This is a genomic window from Thioalkalivibrio sp. ALgr3, from assembly GCF_000377325.1.
Taxonomy (GTDB): Bacteria; Pseudomonadota; Gammaproteobacteria; order Ectothiorhodospirales; family Ectothiorhodospiraceae; genus Thioalkalivibrio.
This window is the reverse complement of sequence record NZ_KB897976.1, coordinates 120822-144765: the sequence shown is the minus strand read 5'-3', so window position 1 is coordinate 144765 and position 23944 is coordinate 120822. Positions and strand designations below refer to the sequence as shown.

General features: G+C 67.2%; 27 protein-coding genes. 4 read left to right on the top strand and 23 right to left on the bottom strand.

Annotated elements, in window-relative coordinates:
• Nucleotides 1–7 precede the first annotated feature (7 nt).
• Nucleotides 8–976 (bottom strand): dihydroorotate dehydrogenase, encoded by a 969-nt coding sequence (locus C998_RS0100715; RefSeq protein ID WP_018868921.1) that lies wholly within the window; start codon nt 974–976, stop codon nt 8–10.
• On the opposite strand from C998_RS0100715, the gene C998_RS0100710 reads away from it, so the two are divergent.
• Nucleotides 975–1439 (top strand): tRNA (cytidine(34)-2'-O)-methyltransferase, encoded by a 465-nt coding sequence (locus C998_RS0100710; protein WP_018868920.1) that lies wholly within the window; start codon nt 975–977, stop codon nt 1437–1439. The two genes, C998_RS0100715 and C998_RS0100710, sit on opposite strands and share 2 nt — an antisense overlap.
• A gap of 9 nt (nt 1440–1448) precedes the next feature.
• Here C998_RS0100710 and C998_RS0100705 read toward each other — a convergent pair whose 3' ends face one another.
• Genes C998_RS0100705 through C998_RS0100685 form a run of 5 tightly spaced genes read right to left on the bottom strand, consistent with a single transcriptional unit; the run spans nt 1449 to nt 4036 of the window.
• Nucleotides 1449–2441, bottom strand: a complete 993-nt coding sequence (locus C998_RS0100705) for an NAD(P)H-dependent glycerol-3-phosphate dehydrogenase (RefSeq protein ID WP_018868919.1) — start codon at nt 2439–2441, stop codon at nt 1449–1451.
• A gap of 13 nt (nt 2442–2454) precedes the next feature.
• On the bottom strand, nt 2455–2991 hold the full coding sequence (gene secB / locus C998_RS0100700; protein ID WP_018868918.1) for a protein-export chaperone SecB: 537 nt from the start codon (nt 2989–2991) through the stop codon (nt 2455–2457).
• A gap of 17 nt (nt 2992–3008) precedes the next feature.
• A complete protein-coding gene (grxC, locus tag C998_RS0100695; protein ID WP_018868917.1) occupies nt 3009–3299 on the bottom strand; it encodes a glutaredoxin 3 in 291 nt (96 codons plus the stop codon).
• A gap of 1 nt (nt 3300) precedes the next feature.
• Nucleotides 3301–3729, bottom strand: coding sequence for a rhodanese-like domain-containing protein (locus C998_RS0100690; RefSeq protein WP_018868916.1), 429 nt, complete (start codon nt 3727–3729; stop codon nt 3301–3303).
• A gap of 19 nt (nt 3730–3748) precedes the next feature.
• Nucleotides 3749–4036 (bottom strand): helix-turn-helix transcriptional regulator, encoded by a 288-nt coding sequence (locus C998_RS0100685; protein WP_051073636.1) that lies wholly within the window; start codon nt 4034–4036, stop codon nt 3749–3751.
• A 105-nt stretch (nt 4037–4141) separates the two neighbouring features.
• On the opposite strand from C998_RS0100685, the gene C998_RS0100680 reads away from it, so the two are divergent.
• Genes C998_RS0100680 through C998_RS0100670 form a run of 3 tightly spaced genes read left to right on the top strand, consistent with a single transcriptional unit; the run spans nt 4142 to nt 7211 of the window.
• On the top strand, nt 4142–5332 hold the full coding sequence (locus C998_RS0100680; RefSeq protein ID WP_026279408.1) for a murein hydrolase activator EnvC: 1191 nt from the start codon (nt 4142–4144) through the stop codon (nt 5330–5332).
• A 60-nt stretch (nt 5333–5392) separates the two neighbouring features.
• Entirely contained in the window at nt 5393–6655 is a 1263-nt protein-coding gene (locus C998_RS0100675) for a S41 family peptidase (protein ID WP_018868913.1), read from the top strand.
• Between the two features lie 13 nt (nt 6656–6668).
• Entirely contained in the window at nt 6669–7211 is a 543-nt protein-coding gene (locus tag C998_RS0100670; RefSeq protein ID WP_018868912.1) for a DJ-1 family glyoxalase III, read from the top strand.
• A gap of 609 nt (nt 7212–7820) precedes the next feature.
• Here C998_RS0100670 and C998_RS0100665 read toward each other — a convergent pair.
• From C998_RS0100665 to C998_RS0100585, 17 genes are all read right to left on the bottom strand, one after another.
• The gene (locus C998_RS0100665) at nt 7821–8117 is read right to left on the bottom strand and encodes a hypothetical protein (protein WP_018868911.1); all 297 of its coding nucleotides are present in this window, start codon (nt 8115–8117) and stop codon (nt 7821–7823) included.
• Between the two features lie 74 nt (nt 8118–8191).
• Entirely contained in the window at nt 8192–10042 is a 1851-nt protein-coding gene (gene glmS / locus C998_RS0100660) for a glutamine--fructose-6-phosphate transaminase (isomerizing) (RefSeq protein WP_018868910.1), read from the bottom strand.
• Between the two features lie 3 nt (nt 10043–10045).
• The gene (gene glmU / locus C998_RS0100655) at nt 10046–11455 is read right to left on the bottom strand and encodes a bifunctional UDP-N-acetylglucosamine diphosphorylase/glucosamine-1-phosphate N-acetyltransferase GlmU (protein ID WP_018868909.1); all 1410 of its coding nucleotides are present in this window, start codon (nt 11453–11455) and stop codon (nt 10046–10048) included.
• A gap of 100 nt (nt 11456–11555) precedes the next feature.
• The gene (locus C998_RS0100650; protein ID WP_024328652.1) at nt 11556–11978 is read right to left on the bottom strand and encodes a F0F1 ATP synthase subunit epsilon; all 423 of its coding nucleotides are present in this window, start codon (nt 11976–11978) and stop codon (nt 11556–11558) included.
• 12 nt (nt 11979–11990) lie between these two features.
• A complete protein-coding gene (gene atpD / locus C998_RS0100645; protein ID WP_018868907.1) occupies nt 11991–13367 on the bottom strand; it encodes a F0F1 ATP synthase subunit beta in 1377 nt (458 codons plus the stop codon).
• Between the two features lie 56 nt (nt 13368–13423).
• Nucleotides 13424–14284 (bottom strand): F0F1 ATP synthase subunit gamma, encoded by an 861-nt coding sequence (atpG, locus tag C998_RS0100640; RefSeq protein ID WP_018868906.1) that lies wholly within the window; start codon nt 14282–14284, stop codon nt 13424–13426.
• A gap of 12 nt (nt 14285–14296) precedes the next feature.
• Complete coding sequence (gene atpA / locus C998_RS0100635; protein ID WP_018868905.1) at nt 14297–15838, bottom strand: F0F1 ATP synthase subunit alpha; 1542 nt, start codon at nt 15836–15838, stop codon at nt 14297–14299.
• Nucleotides 15839–15850: 12 nt separating this feature from the next.
• The gene (locus C998_RS0100630) at nt 15851–16387 is read right to left on the bottom strand and encodes a F0F1 ATP synthase subunit delta (protein WP_018868904.1); all 537 of its coding nucleotides are present in this window, start codon (nt 16385–16387) and stop codon (nt 15851–15853) included.
• 9 nt (nt 16388–16396) lie between these two features.
• Nucleotides 16397–16867, bottom strand: a complete 471-nt coding sequence (locus tag C998_RS0100625; RefSeq protein WP_018868903.1) for a F0F1 ATP synthase subunit B — start codon at nt 16865–16867, stop codon at nt 16397–16399.
• Between the two features lie 53 nt (nt 16868–16920).
• Nucleotides 16921–17157, bottom strand: a complete 237-nt coding sequence (atpE, locus tag C998_RS0100620) for a F0F1 ATP synthase subunit C (RefSeq protein WP_018868902.1) — start codon at nt 17155–17157, stop codon at nt 16921–16923.
• Between the two features lie 48 nt (nt 17158–17205).
• Nucleotides 17206–18048: a F0F1 ATP synthase subunit A gene (gene atpB, locus C998_RS0100615; protein ID WP_018868901.1), complete on the bottom strand. Its 843-nt coding sequence runs from the start codon at nt 18046–18048 to the stop codon at nt 17206–17208.
• A 16-nt stretch (nt 18049–18064) separates the two neighbouring features.
• A complete protein-coding gene (locus C998_RS0100610) occupies nt 18065–18466 on the bottom strand; it encodes an ATP synthase subunit I (protein WP_018868900.1) in 402 nt (133 codons plus the stop codon).
• An 82-nt stretch (nt 18467–18548) separates the two neighbouring features.
• Complete coding sequence (locus tag C998_RS0100605; protein WP_018868899.1) at nt 18549–19400, bottom strand: ParB/RepB/Spo0J family partition protein; 852 nt, start codon at nt 19398–19400, stop codon at nt 18549–18551.
• 26 nt (nt 19401–19426) lie between these two features.
• Nucleotides 19427–20182: a ParA family protein gene (locus C998_RS0100600; protein ID WP_018868898.1), complete on the bottom strand. Its 756-nt coding sequence runs from the start codon at nt 20180–20182 to the stop codon at nt 19427–19429.
• Nucleotides 20179–20838 (bottom strand): 16S rRNA (guanine(527)-N(7))-methyltransferase RsmG, encoded by a 660-nt coding sequence (gene rsmG, locus C998_RS0100595; RefSeq protein WP_018868897.1) that lies wholly within the window; start codon nt 20836–20838, stop codon nt 20179–20181. The genes C998_RS0100600 and rsmG overlap by 4 nt, the downstream gene beginning before the upstream one ends.
• Complete coding sequence (mnmG, locus tag C998_RS0100590; RefSeq protein ID WP_018868896.1) at nt 20828–22702, bottom strand: tRNA uridine-5-carboxymethylaminomethyl(34) synthesis enzyme MnmG; 1875 nt, start codon at nt 22700–22702, stop codon at nt 20828–20830. The genes rsmG and mnmG overlap by 11 nt, the downstream gene beginning before the upstream one ends.
• A 75-nt stretch (nt 22703–22777) precedes the next feature.
• Entirely contained in the window at nt 22778–23938 is a 1161-nt protein-coding gene (locus C998_RS0100585; protein ID WP_018868895.1) for a diguanylate cyclase, read from the bottom strand.
• Nucleotides 23939–23944 lie beyond the last annotated feature (6 nt).

The following is a 23944-nucleotide window of genomic DNA, read 5'->3' as shown; positions in this document are numbered from 1 at the left end:
CGGCACGTCAGGCGCCGCAGCCGGAGAAGCCCTCGTTCAGCTGCAGTCGTCCGGTCAGCTCGCTCACGTGGCCGATCCCGTGGCGGTCCATGTAGTCGTTGATGCCCGCGAGGATCTTCGGCAGGCACAGCGGATCGTAGAACAGACCGGTACCCACGCCCACGGTAGCAGCCCCCGCCAGCAGGAATTCCAGGGCATCCTCGGCGCGGGTGACCCCGCCCTGGCCGATGATCGGGATGCCGTGGGCCTTCGCTACCTGGTGGACCTGGTGGACCTTCAGCAGCGCCACCGGCTTGATCGCCGGGCCCGAAAGTCCGCCCTGGTTGTTGCCGATCACCGCGCGGCCGCTCTCGGCATCCACCGCCATGCCCATCAGGGTGTTGATCACGGCAAAGCCGTCGGTGCCCGCCTCGATGCAGCGCCGGGCGTTCTCGGCGATGTCGGTCTGGTTGGGCGAGAGCTTGGTGATCAGCGGTTTCTGCGTGACCGAGCGGCAGGCCTCGACCACCCGCGCGGACATGTCGGGGTCGTTGCCGAAGGCGACCCCGCCTTCCTTCACGTTGGGGCAGGAGATGTTGATCTCGATCGCGTCCACCGGGGAATCTTCGAAGGCCCGCGCGACCGCGATGTATTCCTCGATGGTGGAGCCGGAGACGTTGGCGATGAAGCGCGTCTCGTCGTAATCCAGCCCCGGCAGGATCCCGCCGACCACCTGTTCGACCCCGGGGTTCTGCAGGCCGATGGCGTTGAGCATGCCCTCCGGGGTCTCGTACACCCGGTGCGGGGGGTTGCCGGGCCGGGCGGCCCCGGTAGTGCCCTTGAGGCACACCGCACCGGCATCCCGGTTGGAAAAGCCGGCCACCCGGGTATATTCCTCGCCGAAGCCGACACAGCCGGACAGCAGCACCAGAGGCGTGTTGAAATGCAGCCCGCAGAATTCCAGGGAGAGCCGCGAATCGTCGCGCGCTTCGCTCATGTTTCACATCGTCCTGTATCAGCCCGAGATCCCGCCGAACACCGGGAACGTCATTCGTCTGGCCGCCAACACCGGGGCGGCCCTGCATCTGATCCACCCGCTGGGCTTCAGCCTGGACGAGAGCCGGCTGCGCCGCGCGGGGCTGGATTACCGGGAATGGGCCCGGGTCCGCGAGTATGACAGCCTGGCCGCCTGGCGGGAATCCGTGGCCCCGCGGCGGGTGTTCGCGATCACCACGCGCGGGAGCAGCCGCTTCGATACCCCGGCGTTCGCCGCGGGCGATGCCTTCCTGTTCGGCCCCGAGAGCCGCGGCCTGCCGCAGCAGGAACTGGACGCGATCCCGGAGGAGCGGCGCCTGCGGCTGCCGATGCAGCCCGGCAGCCGCAGCCTCAATCTCGGCAATTCCGTCGCGGCGGTGATCTACGAGGCCTGGCGGCAGCTGGACTTCGCCGGCGGCGAATGAGCCGATGGGTCAGATATTCTCGGCGACCGGGTCGCGCTCCAGCAGGCGCCGTACCGCATCGTGCACCCGCCGGCCACGATAGAGCACCGCGTGCACCTCTTCGCAGATCGGCATCTCCACGCCGGCGGCATGCGCACGCTCCACCGCCACGCGCGCGGTCTCGACGCCTTCTACCGACTGGCCCACCCGCTCGCGTGCGGTCGCCAGGTCGTACCCCTGGCCCAGCAGCAGACCGACCCGGCGGTTCCGCGACTGGTCGTCGGTGCAGGTGAGCAGCAGGTCGCCGAGGCCGGACAACCCGGTCAGGGTCTGCGGCCGCGCGCCCAGGGCCTCGCCCAGACGCTGCAGCTCGGCCAGCCCGCGGGTCAGCAGCGCGGCGCGGGCATTGGCGCCGAACCCGGCCCCGTCGGCGATCCCGGAGGCCACCGCGAGGACGTTCTTGAACGCCCCGCCCAGCTCCACGCCGATCACGTCGGGGTTGCCGTAGATGCGCATGGAACCGCCGTGGAAGGCATCCGCCAGACGTCGCCGGCGCTCCGGGTCGGCCGAGGCGGCGGTGAGGGCAGTGGGCTGACCGCGCGCGACCTCGGCGGCGAACGAAGGCCCGGATATCAGGGCCGCCGGCTGTCCGGGGCCGAGTTCCGCCTCGGCCACCTCGTGCAGCCAGGCACCGGTCGCGGTTTCCAGGCCCTTGGTGGCCCAGGCCACCGCCTGCCCCGGTGCAAGCCGGGGCCGCAGCCAGCGCAGGGTCTCGCGGAAGGCGCCCGAGGGTACGGCCACCAGCACCAGGTCGACGCCATCGACGACCTCGGTGTCGGCACTCACCCGCAGGTTGCGCGGGAAGGTCAGGCCGGGGAGATAACGGGGATTCTCGCGCTCGCGTTCCAGCCGCTCGGCAGTCTCGGCCGAACGCCCCCACAGCCGCACGTCGTCGTGCAGGCGTGCGGCATGCACCGCCAGGGCGGTCCCCCAGGAACCGGCCCCCAGTACCGCGATGCGCATGCGCCGGGCCGGCTCAGGGGTTTTCGCTGGCCGTGACGGCGGCGCCGTTGCCTCCCTGGCCCTGACCCGAACCTTCCTGCTGTTCCTTCAGGTGCTTGGCATACAGCGCGTCGAAGTTGACCGGCTGCAGCAGCAGCTGCGGGAATCCGCCCTTCAGGACCAGGTCGGCAACCGTCTCGCGGGCGAAGGGGAACAGCGCATTGGGGCAGTAGGCACCCAGCAGCTGATTGCGTTGCTCCTCGGAGAAACCGCGCACGATGAACACCCCGGCCTGCTTGATCTCGACCAGGTAGCCGGTCTCGCCGTTGGATTCGGTGGTGACCGTCAGGCCCAGCTCGACCTCGTAGACCCCTTCCTGCTCGCCCACCGGGCGCGCCTGGGTGTTGAGCTGGATGCCGGTCTCGCCCTTCCATTCCTTGAGGAAGATCTCCGGGGCGCCGGGGGCCTCGAAGGACAGGTCCTTGATGAAGACCTTCTGCATGGAGAATTCGGGGCCATCGGAGCCCTGGCCGCCCTGTGCGGCCGCGTCGGTCTGGTTTTCTTCAGCCATGGTGCGTTCGGATCCTTTCAGGTGTTCGTGGAATCGCCGGCGTCCACGCCCCCGCAGGCCTCAATCAGGCGGTCCAGCTCGCCGGACCGTTCCATGGCCTGGAGTTCATCGTAGCCGCCGATATGGGTGTCCCCCAGGAAGATCTGCGGGACGCTGGTGCGTCCGTCCGCCCGCTGTTCCATCTCGTGGCGCAGCCCGGAGTCCCGGTCGATGCGGTATTCGTCGAAGCCGAGGTCGCGCTGGTTCAGCAGGCGGCGGGCGAGGATGCAGAACGGGCAGTGCCCGGTAGAGTAGACCTCGAAGCGCATGTCACTTCTTCTTCAGCGGCATGCCCGCATTTTCCCATGCCTGGATGCCACCGGAAAGATTGACCACGTCCTCGAAGCCGGCCGCCGTCAGCTGGTTCGCAGCCATGGAGGACCGGTTACCGCTACGGCAATAGACCACCACGGGGCTGGACTTCCACGCCTCGATGTCCTGCATGCGCTTTTTCAGTTCGCCGAGGGGGATATGCTTCGCGCCACCGATGCGGCCGCCGGAGACCTCGTTGTGCTCGCGCACATCCAGCACCAGGGCATCATCCTGGTTCATTACGCGCACCGCTTCGGTGGGCGCCAGCTCGCGGTACTTGCGCGTCAGGCGCCGGAACTCGGCGTAGATGATCAGGGCAAGCACCGCGATCAGGGCGCCTGTCAGAATCGGGTTGTTGGCAAGGAATTCGGGCAGTCGTTCAAGCATGCGGGAGACCGGTCGGGATTCAGGAACGGCAGAAGACGTCCTGCATCATACCGATCAGGCGCAGGGTGCGGGAGTCCCCCACGCGGTAATAGACCCGATTGGCGTCCTTGCGCGTGGCCAGGATGCCCTTGTCACGCAGGATTCCGAGGTGCTGGGAAATATTGCTCTGCGAGGTCCCGACCTGATCCACGATTTCCTGTACGCTGACCTCCCGGTCGCCCAGAATGCACAGGATCTTGAGTCGCAGCGGATGGGACATGGCCTTGAGCGAGCGCGAGGCCCTCTCGATATCCTCGTCCTGCGACATCAGTTCGTCTTCGATGCACGGTTCGTCGCTCACGGCAGCCTCTCGTTCGGAGGGGCAAGACCCCTGCCACTGGGTGAGAATATTAGAACGCAAACGTACCCCGATATGCGGATTCACGCAATCTTGTCCCTGTCGCTTTCATGGGTTGGCCTGCTGCTGGCGGGGCTGCTGGTTGCCGTGCCGGCCACGGCGCTGGAACCCGAGGCGGAGCTGGAAAAGACCCTGGAGGCCATCCGGGACGTCGAACGTTCGCTGGAGGAACGCCGCGCGGCAGTCGCCGATCTGGAAGACCGGATCGCCGCGTCCGCCCGGGGCGCGGGCGAACAACGCGAACGACTGGATGAGCTGGAACGCCGCCGTGAGGCCCAGGAGGAGGTGATTGCCGAGCACGAGGCTCGCGTGGCCCGGCGCGAGGAACGGCTGCACGAGCAGCGACACGACGCGGCGCGACTGGTGCATGACCAGTGGCTGCAGGCGCGCCACGGGCAGCGTGACCGACCGACGGAAGACGGACAGCGGCACCACCCCGTTTACGCGTCCGCCATTCAGCAGGCGCGGGAACGGACCCTGGCAGGCCTGCACCAACGGATCGAGGAGCTGCAGGCGGCCCGTGCCGGGCTGACCGAGGAACGCGAACGGCTGGCTCGCCGCGAGACCGAGACCCGCGAAGCGATGGCCGAACTGGAGCGTCAGGAGGCAGCCCGCCGGGCGGCACTGGAGGAACTCGAGGCGGCCATGGAAGACGAGGCACTCGAGCTGGAACGCCTCGAACGCAACGCCGAGACCCTGGATCGCGTGATCACGGAGATCGAAGAGCAACGCCATGCCACCACCGCCGAAGAAGAAACGGGCGAGGAGGCGACCCCTCGGTCCCGCGCGGTCAATCCGGATGTCCCGTTCGCGGATCTGGAGGGGGAGTTGCCGCGACCGGTGGATGCGCGGGTCATCCGCGATTTCGGCAGCGAACGCCGGGGCAGCCTGCGCAGCCAGTGGAACGGGGTGGTGCTGGAGGCGCCCTCCGGCGCGCCGGTGCGGGCAGTGCATCAGGGTCGTGTGGTCTATGCGGACTGGATGCAGGGCTACGGGTTCCTGGTGATCCTGGATCACGGGGACGGTTATCTGACGCTGTACGGCAACCTCGAAGACATCCTGGCCGGGCCGGGGGAATCGGCCGATGCAGGCGAGCCGGTGGGTCGCGCCGGGGAAGGCAGTCCCGCCATCGCGCCGGGACTGTACTTCGAAGTACGGCGGGAGGGGCAGACATTGAACCCGCAGGCATGGTGGCCGTCACAGTAAGGGCGGAATGCTAGAATTGGGCGCATATCCGCAGAAAGACCTCGGACAAGGGATACTCTGATGAACAAGATTTTCCATTCCGGCTACGGCCTGCTCACCGGCCTCGTTCTGGGCATCATGCTGAGCGTGTCCGTGGGCGTGTACGCCGGGCGCGACGATGCCGCCGGTCTGTCGGCACTGCCGGTCGAGGACCTGCAGCGCTTCACCGACGTCTACATGCGCATCAAGCGCAATTACGTCGAGGAAGTCGACGACAGCGAGCTGCTGGACAACGCCATTCAGGGCATGCTGACGGGGCTCGACGAGCACTCTTCCTACCTCGACGAGGACGACTTCCGTGACATGGAAGCGGGAACCTCGGGCGAGTTCGGCGGCCTCGGGATCGAGGTCGGGATGGAAGACGGCTTCGTGAAGGTCATCGCTCCGATCGACGATACGCCGGCGGATCGTGCGGGCATCCAGGCGGGTGACCTCATCGTGCGTCTGGACGGCGACTCGGTGCGCGGCATGACCCTGTCGGATGCCGTCAGCCGGATGCGCGGCGAACAGGGTTCCGACATCACCCTGACGGTGGTGCGCGACGGCGAGGATCAGCCGCTGGAGATCACCATCACGCGCGACATCATCCAGGTGGAATCCGTCCGCTCCGAGATGCTGGAAGACGGCTACGGCTACGTACGCGTCAGCAACTTCCAGACGCGCACGGCGCGGGATCTGGTCAGCGCGATCGAGGAGCTCAAGGAGGCCAACGGCCTGAAGGGCCTGGTCCTGGACCTGCGCAACAACCCGGGCGGAATCCTCAACGGCGCCGTGGGCGTGTCCGACGCCTTCCTGGACGGAGGACGGATCGTCTACACCGAGGGCCGGCTGGACGAGGCGCAGATCGAATATGACGCCTCGCCGGGAGACGTCCTCGATGGCGTGCCGATGGTGGTACTGGTCAACCGCGGCTCGGCGTCGGCTTCGGAGATCGTCGCGGGTGCTCTGCAGGACCACGGTCGCGCGATCATCATGGGGCAGAACAGCTTCGGCAAGGGGTCGGTGCAGACCATCCTGCCGCTGTCGGAGCAGACCGGGATCAAGCTGACCACCGCACGCTACTTCACCCCGGACGGCCGGTCCATCCAGGACGAAGGGATCACCCCGGACATCGCGCTGGACGAGACCCTGCGGGTATCGCGCTCGGAAGACGACTCGCCCGCGCGGCCCGACCTGCCGGACGATGTCGATGACGAGGAAGAAGAAAGCCTGGCCGAGCGCGACTTTGGCCTGAACGAGGCCCTCAATCTCCTCAAGGGCCTGAACTTCTACAACGGACGCTAGCGGGAGGGGCTCGATGACGCGAGTGCTCGTACCTCTGGCCTCCGGCTCGGAAGAGCTGGAGGCCGTGACCATGATCGACCTGTTCCGGCGGGCCGGCTTCGAGGTCACGGTGGCCGGTCAGGAGGCCGGGCCGGTCACCTGCTCGCGCGCTACGGTGATCCAGCCGGACAGCGACCTCGAAACGGCCGTCGGCGAGGATTTCGATCTGATTGCCATTCCCGGGGGACTGCCGGGCGCGAATCACCTGCGCGATGACCCGCGGCTGATCGCGCGGCTGCAGAAACAGGCAGAAGCGGGCCGGCATCTGGCGGCCATCTGTGCGGCACCCAAGGTCCTGGCGCAGGCGGGGCTGCTGCAGGGCCGCCGAGCGACCTGCTTTACCGGCGCCCTCGACGGCACCGGAGTGGAGTCGAGCGGAGCGGCCGTGGAGATCGACGGTACCGTGATTACCGGACGTGGCCCCGGCGTGGCGATGGATTTCGCCCTGGCGGTGATCGAAGAACTGGCGGGCCGCGAAACCCGTGAAGCGGTGGAGGGTCCGCTCCTGCGGGCCTGAGGCGGACCGCCGGAACGGACGTGATGCCGGGTCGGCGAGAGGGCCGAATCGGCGAGGGGGCTCGCCTCCTACAGGGAGGTCGAACCCTGGCCCCGGCAGGAGGCCGGCCCTCCGGCCGATTTTACGTCCGGTCAATCGCCTGCGCCGGGTCGGCGAGGGGGCTCGCCTCCTACGGGCAGGTCGAACCCTGGCCCCGGTAGGAGGCCGGCCCTCCGGCCGATTTTGCCTTCGGCCAATCGCCTGCGCCGGAACGGCGCGGGGACTCGCCTCCTACAGGGAGGAGGTCGAACCCTGGCCCCGGTAGGAGGCCGGCCCTCCGGCCGATTTTGCGTTCGGCCAATGCCTGCGCCGGAACGGCGAGGGGGCTCGCCTCCTACAGGGAGGAGGTCGAACCCTGGCCCCGGCAGGAGGCCGGCCCTCCGGCCGATTTTGCGTTCGGCCAATCGCCTGCGCCGGGTCGGCGAGGGGGCTCGCCTCCTACAGGGAGGAGGTCGAACCCTGGCCCGGCAGGAGGCCGGCCCTCCGGCCGATTTTGCCTTCGGCCAATCGCCTGCGCCGGAACGGCGCGGGGACTCGCCTCCTACGCGGAGGCCGAACACGGAAATCGCCTCAGTCGGCGCGGCGCAGGAACGGGCGCTGTCCGGACTGCACGGCGCGGCGGATGAAGTCCGCACGGCCGCTTTCGCGCTGGTTGACCTCGTCCGCGCACTGCGACGGCTCGTAGGCCGCGGCCGAGAGCATCACTTCCAGTTCGGCGACGTCTACCTTCGGATCGGTCAGCTGGTCGGAGGTGACGTTCAGGTGGCGCCCCACCTCCCAGAACATGCGTGGATTCCACATCTTGGTCTGCACCCGCGGCGAGTTGAACAGTTCGACGCAGCGCTGATTGATCTGTTGCTGATCCATGGGGTACTCCGGTCACGGTTTTCAGGACGCCGGGGAATCTAGCGAAGCCGGCGTGGCAATACAAGCCATGCGGACTATTCCACGGTCACGGATTTGGCCAGATTGCGCGGCTGGTCCACGTCGGTGCCCTTGAGCACGGCGGTGTGATACGCGAGCAGCTGCAACGGGATCGCGAAGAGAACCGGAGCGATCCACGAGTTCAACGGGCCGTCGTGGGGCATGCCGACCCAGGTGTCATCCGGGCCCAGGGCGCGTGCCGCCGCCTCCTCGCCGATCACGATCAGCTCGCCGCCGCGGGCCCGTACCTCCTGCAGGTTGCTCGCGAGTTTCTCCAGCTGGGCGTCATCCGGTGCCACCGCAATGACCGGCATTTCGGCGTCCACGAGTGCCAGGGGCCCATGCTTGAGCTCGCCCGAAGGGTAAGCCTCCGCATGGATGTAGGAGATCTCCTTCAGCTTCAGGGCGCCCTCCAGCGCAATCGGGTAATGCACCCCCCGCCCCAGGAACAGCGCGTGGTGGCGCTCCACCAGATGCTCCGCCACCTGCGCGAGGCGCCCGTCCAGCTGCAGTGCGGCGTCGGCCATTGCCGGCAGGGACTGGAGCGCCCGGATACCGTCCTGGCGGTCGGCGGCCCCGAGCCGCGCGGTGCGCGCCGTATCGCCGAGCAGGAGCACCAGGACGGCCAGCGCGGCGAGCTGGGTGGTGAAGGCCTTGGTGGAGGCGACGCCGATCTCGGGGCCGGCCTGGGTCATCAGGACCAGGTCCGCGAGCCGGGCCATGGTGCTCTCGGGTACGTTGCAGATGGCCAGCCGCGCGGCGAAGGGCTCTTCGCGCGCCTGGCGCAGCACCGCCAGGGTGTCAGCGGTTTCCCCGGACTGCGACAGCACCAGCAGGAGGGTCCCGGGAGCGACCACATGCCGGCGATAGCGGTACTCGCTCGCCACCTCGACCTGTGCCGGCATGCCGAGATAATCCTCGATCCAGTACCGCGCCACCATGCCCGCGTGATAGCTGGTGCCGCAGGCGACGATCTGCACCGAGGTGACGTCGCACAACAGACGGTCGGTGTCCGGGCCGAGCAGATTCGGCAGCACGCCGTCATGACCGAACCGTCCGGCCAGGGTTTCGGCCAGCGCGCGCGGCTGCTCGTGGATCTCCTTGAGCATGAAATGGCGGTAGTCGCCGCGATCGGCGATGGTCACCTCGCAGCGGGTCTCGCGCGCCTCACGGGTGACCGTGTTGCCACGCGCATCCTCGATCTCGACGCGATCGCGTCGCAGGACCGCGATGTCGCCTTCTTCCAGATCGATGAACCGCTGGGTGACCGGCAGCAGTGCCTGCATGTCGGACGCCGCAAAGTTCTCGCCGATCCCCAGACCGATCAGCAGGGGCGACCCGTGACGGGCGACGATGACCCGGTCCGGTGCATCGGCCACGGTGACGGCCAGCGCCCACGCCCCCTGGAGTCGGGCGCAGACGCCGCGCACGGCCGCCACCGGTTCGTCCCCGGCAGCCAGCGCCTGTTCGATCAGGTGGGCGATGACCTCGCTGTCGGTGTCGGATGCACAGTTCCAGCCATCGGCCGCCAGGGCGTCCCGCAGGGCCGCATGGTTTTCGATGATGCCGTTGTGCGCAATCGCGACGCGCCGGTCGCGCGACAGGTGCGGATGCGCATTCGCCTCGGAGGGCCGCCCGTGGGTGGCCCAGCGGGTGTGGGCGAGGCCGGCATGGCCCTGGAGCCCGGCCTGCGCGACCCGCTCCTCCAGCGCGGCGACCTTGCCCTCGGTACGAACGACCTCAATGCCGGCCGTGCGGGCGACCGCGACCCCGGCGGAGTCATAGCCCCGGTACTCCAGGCGGTGCAGGCCCTCGATCAGTAGCGGAACGATGTTGCGCTCGGCAATGCCGGTAACCAGTCCGCACATGGTTCAGTCCCCGTCTTCCGTTGCCTCGGTGCCGGCTTCGCCCGATTTCGGTCTCTTCGCCGGACGCTGCCAGCCTTCCACGGTCCGTGCCGGCGCCCGCGTCAGGGCCAGCGCGCCGTCCGGCACGTCGCGGCTGATGGTCGAGCCCGCGCCCACGGTCGCGCCCGCACCGATGGAAACCGGCGCGACCAGCGCGGTGTTGGAGCCGATAAACGCGTCCGCGCCAATCTCGGTGTGATGCTTGTTGGCCCCGTCGTAATTACAGGTGATGGTGCCCGCCCCCAGGTTGGCTCCGGCACCGACCCGCGCATCGCCGACGTAGGCAAGATGGTTGGCCTTGGCACCGGACTCCAGGCGCGCGTTTTTCACCTCGACGAAATTGCCGACCCGGGCGCCCTCGCCAAGATCGGCCCCCGGACGCAGGCGCGCGAACGGGCCGGCCTCGGCCCGCTCGCCGAGCCGGGCGCCCTCGACCACCGTATACGGCTGCAGCCGCGCGCCGGAAGCGATACGACAGTCACGCAGCACGCACCCGGCACCGATTTCTACATCATCGCCGAGGATCACCGTTCCCTCCACCACGACATTCACGTCCAGCCGGCAGTCGCGGCCGAACTCCAGCGTACCGCGGCAATCGAACCGGGCCGGGTCTGCCAGTGCCAGACCCTCACGCATGGATTCATCGGCGATCTCCCGCTGGAGCAGGCGTTCCTGCACCGCAAGCTGCGCCCGGTCGTTCACGCCCAGGACCGCGTCGGGGTCCTGGCTGTCGATCAGGGCCACCGACTGGCCCTCGCCCCGGGCCACCGCGACCACATCCGTCAGGTACCACTCGCGCTCGGCATCGGCCGGGGGCTCGCACGCACCCAGCCAGCGTCTCAGCGCCACCGCATCGCCCGCCAGGACCCCGGTATTGATGCGGTTCACGGCGGCCTCCGCAGCGTCCGTCTCCTTGTCCTCCACGATCCGCTCCAGATTGCCCCGCGCGTCTTCGATCAGGCGCCCGTAGCCACGGGGATCGGCCACCCGGGTACCAAGCACCGTGAGCGTCTCCCGCGTACGCGCACAGCCTTCCAGGTCTGCCAACGGGATCCGGGGCACGTCGCCATACAGCACCAGAACCCGCGCACCGTCGGGGATCCCCTCCAGGGCGCGGGCCACCGCGTGTCCGGTGCCCCCGGGATGGCCCTGGTCCACCCAGCGCAGGTCCTCTCGCTGCGCGAAGGCCGCCTGCACCGCCTCCCGGCCGTGGCTGACCACGACATGGACGGCGCTGGCCTCCAGCCGGTCCGCGCGCTCGAGCACGTGCGCCAGCATGGGTCGGCCGCCCAGCGGCTGCAGCACCTTGGGCAGGGCCGAGCGCATCCGCGTGCCCTTGCCGGCGGCGAGTATGATCAGATGCAGTCGTTCCACAATTACCCTTCCATACCGAGATCCCGGCCGGGACCACAAACAACAAGGCCGCCCGAGAGAGGCGGCCTTGTGCTCCTTCCCTGCCGTGTCTGCCGCCGGTTCAGCGGCGGCGACGCAGCTTTTCGATCATCTGCAGCCGGGCCGCGGCTTCCGCAAGCTCGGCCTGCGCCTTGGCATAATCGAAGTCGGCCTGCTTGTCGGCCAGGGCTTCCTCCGCCCGCTTCTTGGCCTCGAGCGCCTCGGCCTCGTCCAGGTCCTTCGCGCGGACCGCGGTATCCGCGAGCACCGTGACGTGGCGCGGCTGCACCTCCATCACGCCCCCGGAGACGAACACCGGCTGGGGCTCCGCCCCTTCCTTCTCCTGGATGCGCAGTTCGCCCGGATTCAGACGAACCAGCATCTGCAGGTGACCGGCATACACGCCGACCTCGCCTTCCTCGGCCGGGGCCGCGATCATCTCGGCCGTGCCGGAGTAGATCGACTCCTCGGCACTGACCACGTCCACATGCATTGTCATTGGCATGACAGGTGCTCCTTAGCCGAGTTTGTCGGCCTTCTCGACGGCTTCCTCGATGGTACCCACCATGTAGAACGCCTGCTCGGGCAGGTGATCGTACTCACCGTCCACGATGGCCTGGAAGGCACGAATGGTGTCCTTGAGCGACACGTACTTGCCGGGGGCGCCGGTGAACACTTCCGCAACGAAGAACGGCTGCGACAGGAAGCGCTGGATCTTGCGCGCCCGGGCCACGACCAGCTTGTCGTCTTCCGACAGCTCGTCCATGCCGAGGATCGCGATGATGTCCTTCAGCTCCTTGTAGCGCTGCAACGTACCCTGCACCGCACGCGCGGTGTCGTAGTGCTGCTGGCCGATGATCTGCGGATCCAGCTGACGCGAGGTCGAGTCCAGCGGGTCCACCGCGGGGTAGATGCCCAGCTCCGCGATCTGGCGCGACAGCACGACGGTCGCGTCAAGGTGCGCAAACGTCGTGGCCGGGGACGGGTCGGTAAGGTCGTCCGCCGGGACGTAGACCGCCTGGATCGAGGTGATCGAGCCCTTCTTGGTGGAGGTGATGCGCTCCTGCAGCACACCCATTTCTTCCGCCAGCGTGGGCTGGTAACCCACCGCGGAGGGCATGCGGCCCAGCAGCGCCGAGACCTCGGTACCGGCCAGGGTGTAACGGTAGATGTTGTCGATGAACATCAGCACGTCACGGCCTTCGTCGCGGAAGTACTCCGCCATCGTCAGACCGGTCAGCGCCACGCGCAGACGGTTGCCCGGCGGCTCGTTCATCTGGCCGTAGACCAGCGCCACCTTGTCGAGCACGTTGGAGTCGTTCATCTCGTGATAGAAGTCGTTCCCTTCACGAGTACGCTCCCCGACGCCGGCAAACACCGAGTACCCGCTGTGCTCGATGGCGATGTTGCGGATGAGCTCCATCATGTTGACGGTCTTGCCCACGCCGGCGCCGCCGAACAGGCCCACCTTGCCGCCCTTGGCGAAGGGGCAGAGCAGGTCGATGACCTTGATCCCGGTTTCCAGCAGGTCCGTGGATCCCGCCTGTTCGTCAAAACTCGGGGCCTTGCGATGGATCGACCATTTTTCTTCGGTCTCCACGTCGCCGGCCTCGTCCACCGGGCGGCCCAGCACGTCCATCACCCGGCCCAGGGTGCCCTGGCCCACCGGCACGGAGATCGGGCCCCCGGTATTGGTCACGGCGGTCTGGCGCTTGAGGCCGTCGGTGCTGCCCATGGCGATGGTCCGGACGATCCCGTCGCCCAGCTGCTGCTGGACCTCGAGGGTCAGGCCGTTTTCCAGCGTCAGGGCGTCGTAGACCCTGGGCACCTCGCCGTGGGGGAACTCCACGTCCACGACGGCGCCGATGATTTCGACAATCTTTCCAGAGCTCATGCGTTCAATCCTCTAAGTCGTAATTCTTGCCGCGTCGGGCCTGCCGGAGGCGGTCGCTAGACCGCCGCGGCGCCGCTGACGATCTCGGAAATCTCCTGCGTGATCGCGGCCTGGCGTGCCTTGTTGTAGACCAGCTGGAGGTCCTTGATCATCGTGCCGGCGTTGTCGGATGCCGCCTTCATCGCCACCATCCGCGCGGCCATCTCGCAGGCCACGTTCTCGACCACGGCCTGATAGATCAGGGATTCCACGTAGCGCTCGACGAGGGTATCCAGGACCTCGTAGGGCTCCGGCTCGTAGATGTAGTCCCAGTGGTATTCCAGTTCTTCGTCCGCACTCGGCGCGGTCGGCAGCAGCTGCGTGACCTGCGGCTTCTGCGTCATGGTATTGACGAACTTGTTCTCCACCAGGACGACGCGATCGATCTTTTCCTCGCGGAAATCGTCCAGCAACACCTTCGCGGTTCCGATGAGATCGGAGAGGTGCGGGCGGTCACCGAGATCCGTGGCCTGCGCCACGATGTTGCCCCCCAGCCGCCGGAAGAACTGCAGTGCCTTGTTGCCGAACACGCAGAGATCCACCTCGACCCCTTCGTCGCGGTAGCGCCGCATTTCCGCGACCGCCTGCTTGAACAGGTTGGTGTTCAGGCCGCCACACAGCCCGCGGTCGGTGGACACCACGATCATGGCGACGCGCTTGACGTCGCGCTCCACCATGAACGGGTGACGGTACTGGGCGTTCGCCATCGCGACGTGACCAATCACGTCGCGGATCTTTTCGGCGTACGGCCGGGACTCCTGCATGCGGTCCTGGGCCTTGCGCATCTTGGACGCGGCCACCATTTCCATGGCCTTGGTGATCTTCTGAGTATTCTGGATACTCTTGATCTGCGTCCGGATCTCCTTCGTGCCCGCCATTGCGCGCTCCCGTTACCAGGTGTTCTTGGACTTGAACTCGTCCAGGGCGGCGGTCATGCGTTCCTGGATGGAGTCGTTGTAGTCGCCGCTGCTGTTGATCTCGTCGAGCAGCGCCTTCTGGTTCGAGCGCAGCCAGGCCTGGAGTTCGCGTTCGAAATCCACGACCTTGTCTTCCTCGACGTCGTCGAGGTAGCCCTGATTGGCCGCGTACAGCGAGAACGCCATCTCGCCGATGGACATCGGCTGGTACTGGCCCTGCTTCATCAGCTCGGTAACGCGCTTCCCGCGATCCAGCTGCTTGCGCGTGGTTTCGTCCAGATCGGAGGCGAACTGCGAAAACGCGGCCAGTTCGCGGTACTGGGCGAGGTCGAGACGCACGCTGCCGCCCAGCTTCTTGATGATCTTGGTCTGGGCCGAGCCACCGACACGGGAAACGGACAGACCGGCGTTGATCGCCGGGCGGATGCCCGAATTGAACAGGTCGGTTTCGAGGAAGATCTGACCGTCGGTGATCGAGATCACGTTGGTCGGCACGAACGCGGACACGTCGCCGGCCTGGGTCTCGATGATCGGCAGGGCGGTCAGCGATCCGGTCTGACCCTTGACCTCGCCATTGGTCGCACGCTCGACGTACTCCTCGTTGACGCGGGAGGCACGTTCCAGCAGACGCGAATGCAGATAGAACACGTCACCCGGATAGGCTTCGCGGCCCGGCGGACGGCGCAGCAGCAGCGACACCTGACGATACGCCCAGGCCTGCTTGGTGAGGTCGTCGTAGACGATCAGGGCGTCCTCGCCCTTGTCACGGAAGTATTCGCCCATCGCGCAGCCGGCGTAGGGGGCGATGAACTGCATCGCGGCGGATTCGGACGCGTTGGCCGCGACAACGATGGTGTTATCCATCGCGCCGGCCTGCTCGAGCTTGTTCACCACCGACGCCACCGAGGAGGCCTTCTGGCCAACGGCGACGTAGATGCACTTCACGCCGGAATCCTTCTGGTTGATGATCGCATCCACGGCCACGGCGGTCTTGCCGGTCTGGCGGTCGCCGATGATCAGCTCGCGCTGACCGCGGCCGACGGGGACCATGGCGTCGATGGCCTTGATGCCGCTCTGCAGCGGCTGGTCCACGCCCTGTCGTTCGATGACGCCGGGCGCCATGCGCTCGATCGGGCTGGTCTGACCGGTCTCGATCGCGCCCTTGCCGTCCAGCGGCTGCCCGAGCGAATCGACCACGCGGCCGAGCAGCTCGTCGCCCACCGGGACCTCGAGGATGCGGCCGGTGCACTTGACGGTGTCGCCTTCGCGCAGGTGGTTGTAATCACCGAGGATCACCACACCCACGGAGTCGCGCTCGAGGTTGAGCGCCATGCCGTAGGTTTCGCCGGGGAAGGCGAGCATTTCGCCCTGCATGACGTCGCCCAGGCCGTGAACGCGGGCGATGCCGTCCTGCAGGCTGACCACGGTGCCCTCGTTCGAGGCCTCGGAGCCCGCATCGAACTTGTCGATGCGCTGTTTGATCAGATCACTGATCTCGGAGGGATTCAGTTGCATGATAATTTCCTCTTAGCGACTCAAATTGGCAGCCAGGCGGTCCAGCTGGCCTCGCACGGAGCCGTCGATGACCAGGTCGCCGGCGCGGATGATGGCCCCTCCAAGAAGGGAGCTGTCGACCGAGGAGGTCAGATCCACTTCGCGGCCGAGACGTTCGGACAGCGCCTTGTGGATCTCTTTCTCCTGCGCCTGGGTGAGTTTGCGGAACGCAATGACCTCGGCCTCCACGCGGCTTTCGGCTTCGGCCTTCAGCGCGTTGAAGGCCTCGCTCACGGCCGGCAGCGCCGGCAGGCGACCGTTCTCGCCCAGCAGGCGGACCAGATTGGCCACACCGTCGTTGAGCTTGCCCTCGGCGATGTCCAGCACGAGCTGGGCACGCTTGTCCCGCGGCACCCGGGGATTCGAGAGGAGATCGTGCATCCGGGAATCGCCGGCGATCGCCGCCAGCAATTCCAGCTGCTCGGCCCAGCCGGCGAGGTCCTGGTCCTCGCGTGCCCGCTCGAAAGCGGCGCGGGCGTAGGGTCGGGCTACCGAAATCAGGTCTGACATAGCCTCTCCTTACAGCTTGGCAGCGAGCTTCTTGAGAAGGTCACCGTGGGCCTTGGCGTCAATCTCCTTGGCCAGGATCTGCTCGGCACCCTGCACCGCCAGGTCGGAGACCTGCTTGCGCAGTTCCTCCTTCGCGCGGTTGAGCTCCTGCTCGGCTTCGGCCTGCGCCGATTCCTTGATTCGCTCCCCTTCCTCGCGGGCGTTGGTGCGGGCTTCCTCGACGAGCTCGTTGGCACGCTTCTGAGCGGAGGCGACGATGTCGTTGGCCTGCTGCTTGGCCTCCTTGATGACCTCGGTCGCACGCTCCTGGGCCAGCTCCTGTTCCTTCTCGCCGCGTTCGGCGGCCGCGAGGCCGTCGGCGATCTTCTTGCGCCGTGCCTCCAGGGCCTGGGTCAGCGGCGGCCAGACGAATCGCATGGTGAACCATACGAAAACGCTGAAGGCCAGCAGCTGCCCGATGATGGTGAGATTGATATTCATCCTGCTACCTCAGGTTGACGAGTGGTGAGGGATCCTCGTGACTCGATCAGCCCTTAGCCGAGAACGAACAGGACGTACAGGCCGATACCCACCGAGATCATCGGCACGGCGTCGGTCAGACCCACAACGATGAAGAAGTTGGTGCGCAGCATCGGGATCAGTTCCGGCTGACGGGCAGCGCCTTCGAGGAAGCGACCCCCGAGGGTGGCGACACCAATCGCGGCGCCGATAGCGGCCATGCCCATCATCAGAGCGGCGGCGATAATAACCAGAGCGTTAGCCATTTCCATCGTAATATCTCCAGTGAAGTTGAGACGGTCGGTTGAAGTTAAGGGTTATCAGTGGTCTTCCGAGTGAGCCATGTCCAGATAGACGATGGTCAGCACCATGAAGATGAAGGCCTGCAGCGGCACCACGAGGATGTGGAAGATCGCCCAGCCGACGTGCAGCACGCCCCCGGCGAGCCCGAACATCAGTCCGGCGGAGTACATCAGGCCGATGAGGATAAAGATCATCTCGGCGGCGTACAGGTTGCCGAACAGTCGCAGGGCGAGAGAAGCCGGTTTGGCCAGGAGGTCGACGACTTCCAGCACGAAGTTGGCCACCCAGGTCAGGGGCTTCAGCGGGGCGATGGAGGTCTGGAACGGCGCACCGGTCAGCTCCTTGAAGAAACCCACCGGACCCTTGATCTTCAGCGAGTAATAGATGATGAGAATGAACACGCCCAGCGCCAGGCCGATCGTCACGTTGATGTCGGTCGTGGGCACGATCTTGAAGTACGGGATGCCCAGCAGATAGGCGAGGTGCGGGATCAGATCCACCGGCACCAGGTCCATCAGGTTGAGCAGGAAGATCCAGATGAAGATGGTCAGTGCCAGCGGCGCGATGAGGTCGTTCTTGTGCTTGAACGAACCGCGCACGTTGGTGTCGACGAATTCCATGATCCATTCGACGAAGTTCTGCCAGCCACCGGGTACACCGGCGGTGACCCGCTTGGCCGCGTAACGGAAGCTGAGGATGAACAGCAGGCCGAGCCCGATGGACCAGATCATCGAATCGACGTGGATGGCCCAGAAACCCATCTCGGCGGCCTCCGATGCGCTCATCGCGAAGCCGAGCCCGTTCTCCGGGTGATACCCGAAGGTCAGGTTCGTGAGATGGTGATTGATATGGTCGTCCATTTCTGAAGCCATGTCGCTATCTCTTCATTGCTTGGGCGGATGCCCGGTGGACCCACCACACGGGCAGAAGATGCACCGCGAGAAAGCCACCGAACAGGGCGGGCAGGTCGGGGTTCTCGTAACCCGCGAACACCGCCGCAAATGCGGCTGCGATGAGCAGCAGCCGGAATACCTGAGCCAGCATCATGCGCCCGGCCAGGTTCCGGGCAGCCGACGCACGATACGCCCCGAAGACCGCAAATACCATCACGGCGTTTCCGAGGGCGGCAATCCCGCCGCCGAGCGCCATCGAGATGGCGGCCGACGGTAACGACAGCACCAGCAAGAGCACCGTCAGGAGAAGGGTGACTGCGAGCTGCAGACCGAGCGACTGGATGGCAGGGCTGAAGCGTCGCGGTGTCATCTGGTGGATGGGCACAACCCACCCCTCTCCGGAAAATTGCGCGCAGTATAAGTGGGCCCTTAAGGGAGGTCAACGCGACCCGCGGGGGCCGACCGGGTTACTGAATATGTGACAGGATTCCGTCGAGCTCGTCGAGGGAGTTGTATTCGATCACCAGCCGGCCCTTGCCCTGACGGTTGTAACGCACCTGGACGGGAGCACCCAGGGTGTCGGCAAGGCGGCTCTCCAGTTGCCGGATCTCGGGCGGTGGCTCGGTGGAGACCGGCTCGGCATCCTTCTGCTCGAGGGTGCGGCGAACCAGCTGTTCGGTGGCGCGTACCGAGAGGCCGCGCTTGACGACGCGCTCGGCGACCTCGGGCTGGTCGTCAACCGGCAGGGCGAGGATGCAGCGGGCATGGCCCATCTCGAGGCGGCCCTCGTCGACGTGAACCTTGACCGCATCGTGGAGCTCCAGAAGCCGCAGGAGATTGGTCACCGCGGTGCGCGAGCGGCCGACGGCGGTGGCCGCGTCCTGGTGGGTCAGTTCGAATTCGCCGATCAGGCGGTGGATGGCACTGGCTTCCTCCAGCGGGTTGAGGTTTTCCCGCTGGATGTTCTCGATCAGGGCCATCGCGGCGGCCGCCTGGTCGGGGATCTCGCGGATCACTGCCGGGACCGTTTCGAGGCCGGCCTGCTGGGCGGCACGCCAGCGTCGCTCGCCGGCGATCAGCTCGTAGCCATCGTCCACCGGCCGCAGGACCACCGGCTGGACGATGCCCTGCGAGCGGATGGATTCGGTCAGTTCGGCCAGCGCTTCTTCGGATATCCGGCCCCGCGGCTGGTAACGGCCGCGGCGGATGCGTTCGACCGGCACGGATTCCAGGCGATCCTCTTCACCGGGCTCTTCGGAGGCCCCGCTGAGCAGCGCGTCGATACCACGTCCGAGTCGTCCACTGTTTCTTCTGGCCATGTGTCGAATCCTGCCGAAAGGAGCAATCAGCGGCGCAGCAGTTCGCCTGCCAGGGCGAGATAGGCAACCGCGCCGCGCGATGAAGCATCATACAACAGAGCAGGCTGACCGAAGCTGGGCGCTTCGGCCAGGCGGATGTTGCGCGGGATCACGGTATTGTAAACCCGGTCGCCGAAATACCCGGTCAGCTGCTCGGAGACGTCGCCGGCGAGACGGTTGCGGGCATCGAACATGGTGCGCAGCAGTCCGGCGATGCGCAGGCGGGGATTGGGCCCGCGCTGGATGCTCTCGATGGTGCGCATCAGCGCGGTGAGACCCTCGAGGGCGTAGTACTCGCACTGCATGGGGATGACGACGCCATCGGCGGCGACCAGACCGTTGACCGTCAGCAGATTGAGCGACGGCGGGCAATCGACCAGCACGTAGTCCCAGCGGCCGCGGGCATCCGCCAGGGCCTGTTGCAGGCGATATTCGCGGCCCTCTTCCTCCATCAGGCGCACCTCGGCCACGGTCAGGTCACCGTTGGCCGGCAGCAGATCGAAGCCGGCCTCGACGCGCTGCACGACATCATCCAGGAGTGCATCACCCAGCAGGACGTCGCAGGTGGTGCGTACGTCGGCATGCTTGTCTTCGCCGGATCCCGTAGTCGCATTGCCCTGCGGGTCCATGTCGACCACCAGCACCGAACGGCCCAGACGGGCGAGCGATGCGGCCAGGTTGACGCAGGTGGTCGTCTTGCCGACGCCGCCCTTCTGGTTGGTGATCGCGAGGGTTTCGGTCACGGCGCGGTTCTCTCGATGATGGCGATGTGACGGGGGGCGTGCTCGCCGGGAATGGTAACCGGCTCGACGGCATGATACGACCACGGTGCCGGCAACGCCTCGCGGGCGCGGTCCGCGGGGCCCAGCATCGCCAGTACCCGCCCCTGCGGGGCGACCAGATGGCCGGCGCGCTGCAGGGTCTCGGCGGGGGCCTTGAAGGCGCGCGAGACCAGGGTATCGAACGGGGTCTGCGGCGCGAACTGCTCGATCCGCAGATGCCGGGCCTCGACGTTTTCCGTCCGCAGCAGGCCGATCACGTGACGCAGGAAGCGAACGCGCTTGGCGGCACTGTCCAGCAGGCAGTAGCGCCGATTCGCGGCCGCATCGCCGTCGGGGGCGTACGCGTCCGCCAGGGCCAGGATCAGTCCCGGCAGTCCGGCGCCGGTGCCCACGTCCAGGATGCGCTCCCCGTGCAGCCACGGGCGCAGGCTGAGACTGTCGAAGACATGCCGCGACACCATCTGCTGCGGGTCGCGCACCGCGCTGAGGTTGTGCACCCGGTTCCAGCGTTCGAGCTGACTCAGCCAGGTCACCAGCGCGTCGATCGCGGGTTCCGTCAGACCCGCGGCGGGGGCGTGGCGCGCAAGCTCCGCACGCCAGGTGTCCTCATTCGCCACTGGCCCGCTGCTTCAGATGCACGGCCAGGGCGGACAGCGCGGCCGGGGTCACGCCGGGAATGCGCCCCGCCTGGGCCAGGGTGTGGGGACGAAACTCGGCGAGTTTCTGCCGCAGTTCGGCGGACAGCCCATGGACGCGGTCGTAGTCCAGGTTTTCCGGCAGCGGCGTGTTTTCCGCGCGCGCCTGGCGGCGGACCTCGGTCTGCTGACGTTCGATGTAGCCGGCATATTTCGTCTGGATCTCGACCTGCTCGCAGACGTCGGCGGGCAGGGTCGCAGCCAGCTCGGGCAGGCAGGCCATCAGGCCGGGATAATCCACGTTCGGGCGGCGCAGGAGGTCTTCCAGGGTCGCTTCGGGATCGGGTGTCTGGCCGAGGTAGGCGACCAGGGCCTCGTTGCGGCGCTGTTCGCGCGACAGTCGGGTCGCACCCAGGCGCGCGCGTTCCGCTTGGACCTGTTCGGCCCGGCGACTGAACACGGTCCAGCGTTCGTCGTCGACCAGACCCATTTCGCGACCCGCCGGCGTGAGGCGCAGATCGGCGTTGTCCTCGCGCAGCAGCAGGCGGTGTTCGGCGCGCGAGGTGAACATCCGGTAGGGCTCGCGGGTACCGCGGGTGACCAGATCGTCGATCAGCACCCCGATGTAGGCCTCGGAACGCTGCGGGACCCACGGGTCGTGCCCGGCGACGTGACGGGCGGCGTTGAGGCCGGCCACCAGCCCCTGGGCGGCCGCTTCCTCGTAGCCGGTCGTACCGTTGATCTGGCCCGCGAGGAACAGGTTGCCGACGTCGCGGGTGGCCAGCGCCGGGGTCAGGCCGCGCGGGTCGAAGAAATCGTATTCGATCGCATACCCCGGACGGGTGATGTGTGCGTGCGCGAAGCCGGGGATGCTGCGGACCAGGTCAACCTGTACCTCCCAGGGGAGGCTGGTGGAGATGCCGTTGGGATACAGCTCGTGGGTATCCAGGCCTTCGGGTTCCACAAAGATCTGGTGACTGTCCTTGTCCGCGAAGCGCACGACCTTGTCCTCGATCGACGGACAGTAGCGCGGGCCGGTGCTGTCGATGGCCCCGGAATACATCGGCGAGCGCTCGAGGTTGTCGCGGATGATCGCGTGGGTATGCTCGGTGGTCCGGGCGATGTGACAGGCACGCTGCGGCGGATGCTCGTCGCGCGAACCGATGAACGAGAAGACCGGTCGCGGATCGTCGCCGGGCTGACGTTCCAGCACGGAAAAGTCGACGCTGCGGCCGTCGATGCGTGGCGGGGTACCGGTCTTCAGCCGGCCGACATCGAAGGCCATCTCGCGCAGGCGCGCCGCCAGGCGTTCGCTCGGCGGGTCGCCGGCGCGGCCACCGGCCTGGTTCTGCTCGCCGGTATGCATCCGGCCGTTGAGGAAGGTGCCCACGGTCAGCACCACCGAGCGGGCCTCGAAACGGATCCCGCCATCGGTGATCACCGCCGCGGCACGGTCACCCTCGAGCACGACATCGGCGACGCCCTGCTGAAAGACCCGCAGGTTGGGGCACTGGTCGACGGCGCGGCGCACGGCCAGGCGATAGAGCTGGCGATCCGACTGCGCGCGGGTGGCGCGCACCGCCGGCCCCTTGCGCCGGTTCAGCACGCGGAAATGGATACCCGCGGCATCCGCGGCCCGCGCCATGACCCCGCCCAGCGCGTCGATCTCCCGGACCAGATGCCCCTTGCCAATGCCGCCGATCGCCGGGTTGCAGCTCATCTGCCCGACGGTCTCGAGGTTGTGGGTCAACAGCAGGGTTTGCGCACCGGTACGCGCGGCCGCCAGGGCTGCCTCGGTACCGGCATGCCCGCCGCCCACTACGATGACATCGAAGGATTCCGCCATGCTCCAGAACTTCCCGGCCCGGGGGTCGGGCCACTGCGTTGCAAGCGATCAGTGTAGCAGGAGCGCGCGCATCGATCAGGTCGGCACGGGGGCGCTGCGCACACAGTCGCGGCCGGCGGTCTTGGCGGCGTACAGTGCGTCATCGGCACGCTGCACCAGCGCGTCCAGCGATTCGCCGCCGTGGCGACACGCCACGCCTACCGAGGCGGTGACGGTCAGCGAATCCGCCGGAAACAGATCGACCGGTTCCGCCCCCAGACGCTCGCGGATCCGTTCCGCCAGCGCTCGCGCGTGCTCGAGGTCGCCATGCGGGAGGACCGCGAGGAATTCCTCACCGCCCCAGCGGCCGGGGGTGCCACCATCGCGCAACTCGTCCTGCAGCAGGGCAGCGAAATGTTCCAGCACCCGGTCACCGGCACGATGGCCATGGGTGTCGTTGATCCGCTTGAACCAGTCGAGATCGAACAGCAGCACACACAGGCCGGCATCCGCCCCGCCGCCGACTTCCAGCTGACGCCGGACCCGGCGCGCAAGGGCCCCGCGGTTGAACAGGCCGGTCAACGGATCACGAGTGGCCTGACGGTAGAGCCGCAGCAGCATGTGCAGCTGACTGAGAGCGGCCCATACGGCTACCCCGGCCACCAGCACCAGCAGCCAGAGATTGCCCAGGGTGTCCCAGCGACCCAGATTCCCCATGGCCGCCTCGATGGCCATGTAGACGGCGAGGATGGCGACCGAACCGAACGCACCTTCGCGCAGGGTCAGCGGGAAGATGGCCAGGGCCGCGACCGTGAGTGCGGGAAAGAAAGCGTAACCCGAGGCGAGCGCCGACCCGAGGTCGGAATTGATGATGAACCGCGCCATGGCATAGAGCGTCATCGGAATCGCCAGCAGCAGGGCGAGGCGCCACAGCGTCCCTCGGTAGCCGGTATCCTGGCGGCAACTCCACCACAGCACCAGTCCGGCGCCGGCACCGGTGAGCCGCAGGATCATCGTGAGCAGGGCGTCCGGGGTATCCAGCAGGAAGAATTCAAGCGGCAGCCACAGGGGCAGACCGATGGCCAGCAACAGCGCGAGCGGCCGGATCCGTCGGCGGATGTAGTCCGCCCGGGTTTCGCGGAAGTCGGGCGCGTGACCGCCGCCGTGGACCAGATCGGGAAGATTCATCCGGATCAGGCGTTCACGCAGGGAGGCAGGGGAGGATTCCTCGGTCGGGACTTCCGGTTCGGTCGCCATGCCGCA

Excerpts from the sequence above, each read along its gene's own strand:
- glmS (WP_018868910.1), bottom strand. The coding sequence starts at position 10,042 with ATGTGCGGACTGGTTACCGGCATTGCCGAGCGCAACATCGTTCCGCTA.
- C998_RS0100705 (WP_018868919.1), bottom strand. The coding sequence starts at position 2,441 with ATGCGCATCGCGGTACTGGGGGCCGGTTCCTGGGGGACCGCCCTGGCG.
- C998_RS0100630 (WP_018868904.1), bottom strand. The coding sequence starts at position 16,387 with ATGTCAGACCTGATTTCGGTAGCCCGACCCTACGCCCGCGCCGCTTTC.
- C998_RS0100680 (WP_026279408.1), top strand. The coding sequence starts at position 4,142 with ATGCGGATTCACGCAATCTTGTCCCTGTCGCTTTCATGGGTTGGCCTG.
- atpE (WP_018868902.1), bottom strand. The coding sequence starts at position 17,157 with ATGGAAATGGCTAACGCTCTGGTTATTATCGCCGCCGCTCTGATGATG.
- C998_RS0100670 (WP_018868912.1), top strand. The coding sequence starts at position 6,669 with ATGACGCGAGTGCTCGTACCTCTGGCCTCCGGCTCGGAAGAGCTGGAG.
- atpA (WP_018868905.1), bottom strand. The coding sequence starts at position 15,838 with ATGCAACTGAATCCCTCCGAGATCAGTGATCTGATCAAACAGCGCATC.
- C998_RS0100690 (WP_018868916.1), bottom strand. The coding sequence starts at position 3,729 with ATGCTTGAACGACTGCCCGAATTCCTTGCCAACAACCCGATTCTGACA.
- C998_RS0100650 (WP_024328652.1), bottom strand. The coding sequence starts at position 11,978 with ATGCCAATGACAATGCATGTGGACGTGGTCAGTGCCGAGGAGTCGATC.
- C998_RS0100715 (WP_018868921.1), bottom strand. The coding sequence starts at position 976 with ATGAGCGAAGCGCGCGACGATTCGCGGCTCTCCCTGGAATTCTGCGGG.
- C998_RS0100685 (WP_051073636.1), bottom strand. The coding sequence starts at position 4,036 with ATGTCGCAGGACGAGGATATCGAGAGGGCCTCGCGCTCGCTCAAGGCC.
- C998_RS0100605 (WP_018868899.1), bottom strand. The coding sequence starts at position 19,400 with ATGGCCAGAAGAAACAGTGGACGACTCGGACGTGGTATCGACGCGCTG.
- grxC (WP_018868917.1), bottom strand. The coding sequence starts at position 3,299 with ATGCGCTTCGAGGTCTACTCTACCGGGCACTGCCCGTTCTGCATCCTC.
- atpB (WP_018868901.1), bottom strand. The coding sequence starts at position 18,048 with ATGGACGACCATATCAATCACCATCTCACGAACCTGACCTTCGGGTAT.
- C998_RS0100675 (WP_018868913.1), top strand. The coding sequence starts at position 5,393 with ATGAACAAGATTTTCCATTCCGGCTACGGCCTGCTCACCGGCCTCGTT.
- secB (WP_018868918.1), bottom strand. The coding sequence starts at position 2,991 with ATGGCTGAAGAAAACCAGACCGACGCGGCCGCACAGGGCGGCCAGGGC.
- C998_RS0100585 (WP_018868895.1), bottom strand. The coding sequence starts at position 23,938 with ATGGCGACCGAACCGGAAGTCCCGACCGAGGAATCCTCCCCTGCCTCC.
- C998_RS0100710 (WP_018868920.1), top strand. The coding sequence starts at position 975 with ATGTTTCACATCGTCCTGTATCAGCCCGAGATCCCGCCGAACACCGGG.
- atpD (WP_018868907.1), bottom strand. The coding sequence starts at position 13,367 with ATGAGCTCTGGAAAGATTGTCGAAATCATCGGCGCCGTCGTGGACGTG.
- C998_RS0100625 (WP_018868903.1), bottom strand. The coding sequence starts at position 16,867 with ATGAATATCAATCTCACCATCATCGGGCAGCTGCTGGCCTTCAGCGTT.
- C998_RS0100665 (WP_018868911.1), bottom strand. The coding sequence starts at position 8,117 with ATGGATCAGCAACAGATCAATCAGCGCTGCGTCGAACTGTTCAACTCG.
- mnmG (WP_018868896.1), bottom strand. The coding sequence starts at position 22,702 with ATGGCGGAATCCTTCGATGTCATCGTAGTGGGCGGCGGGCATGCCGGT.
- atpG (WP_018868906.1), bottom strand. The coding sequence starts at position 14,284 with ATGGCGGGCACGAAGGAGATCCGGACGCAGATCAAGAGTATCCAGAAT.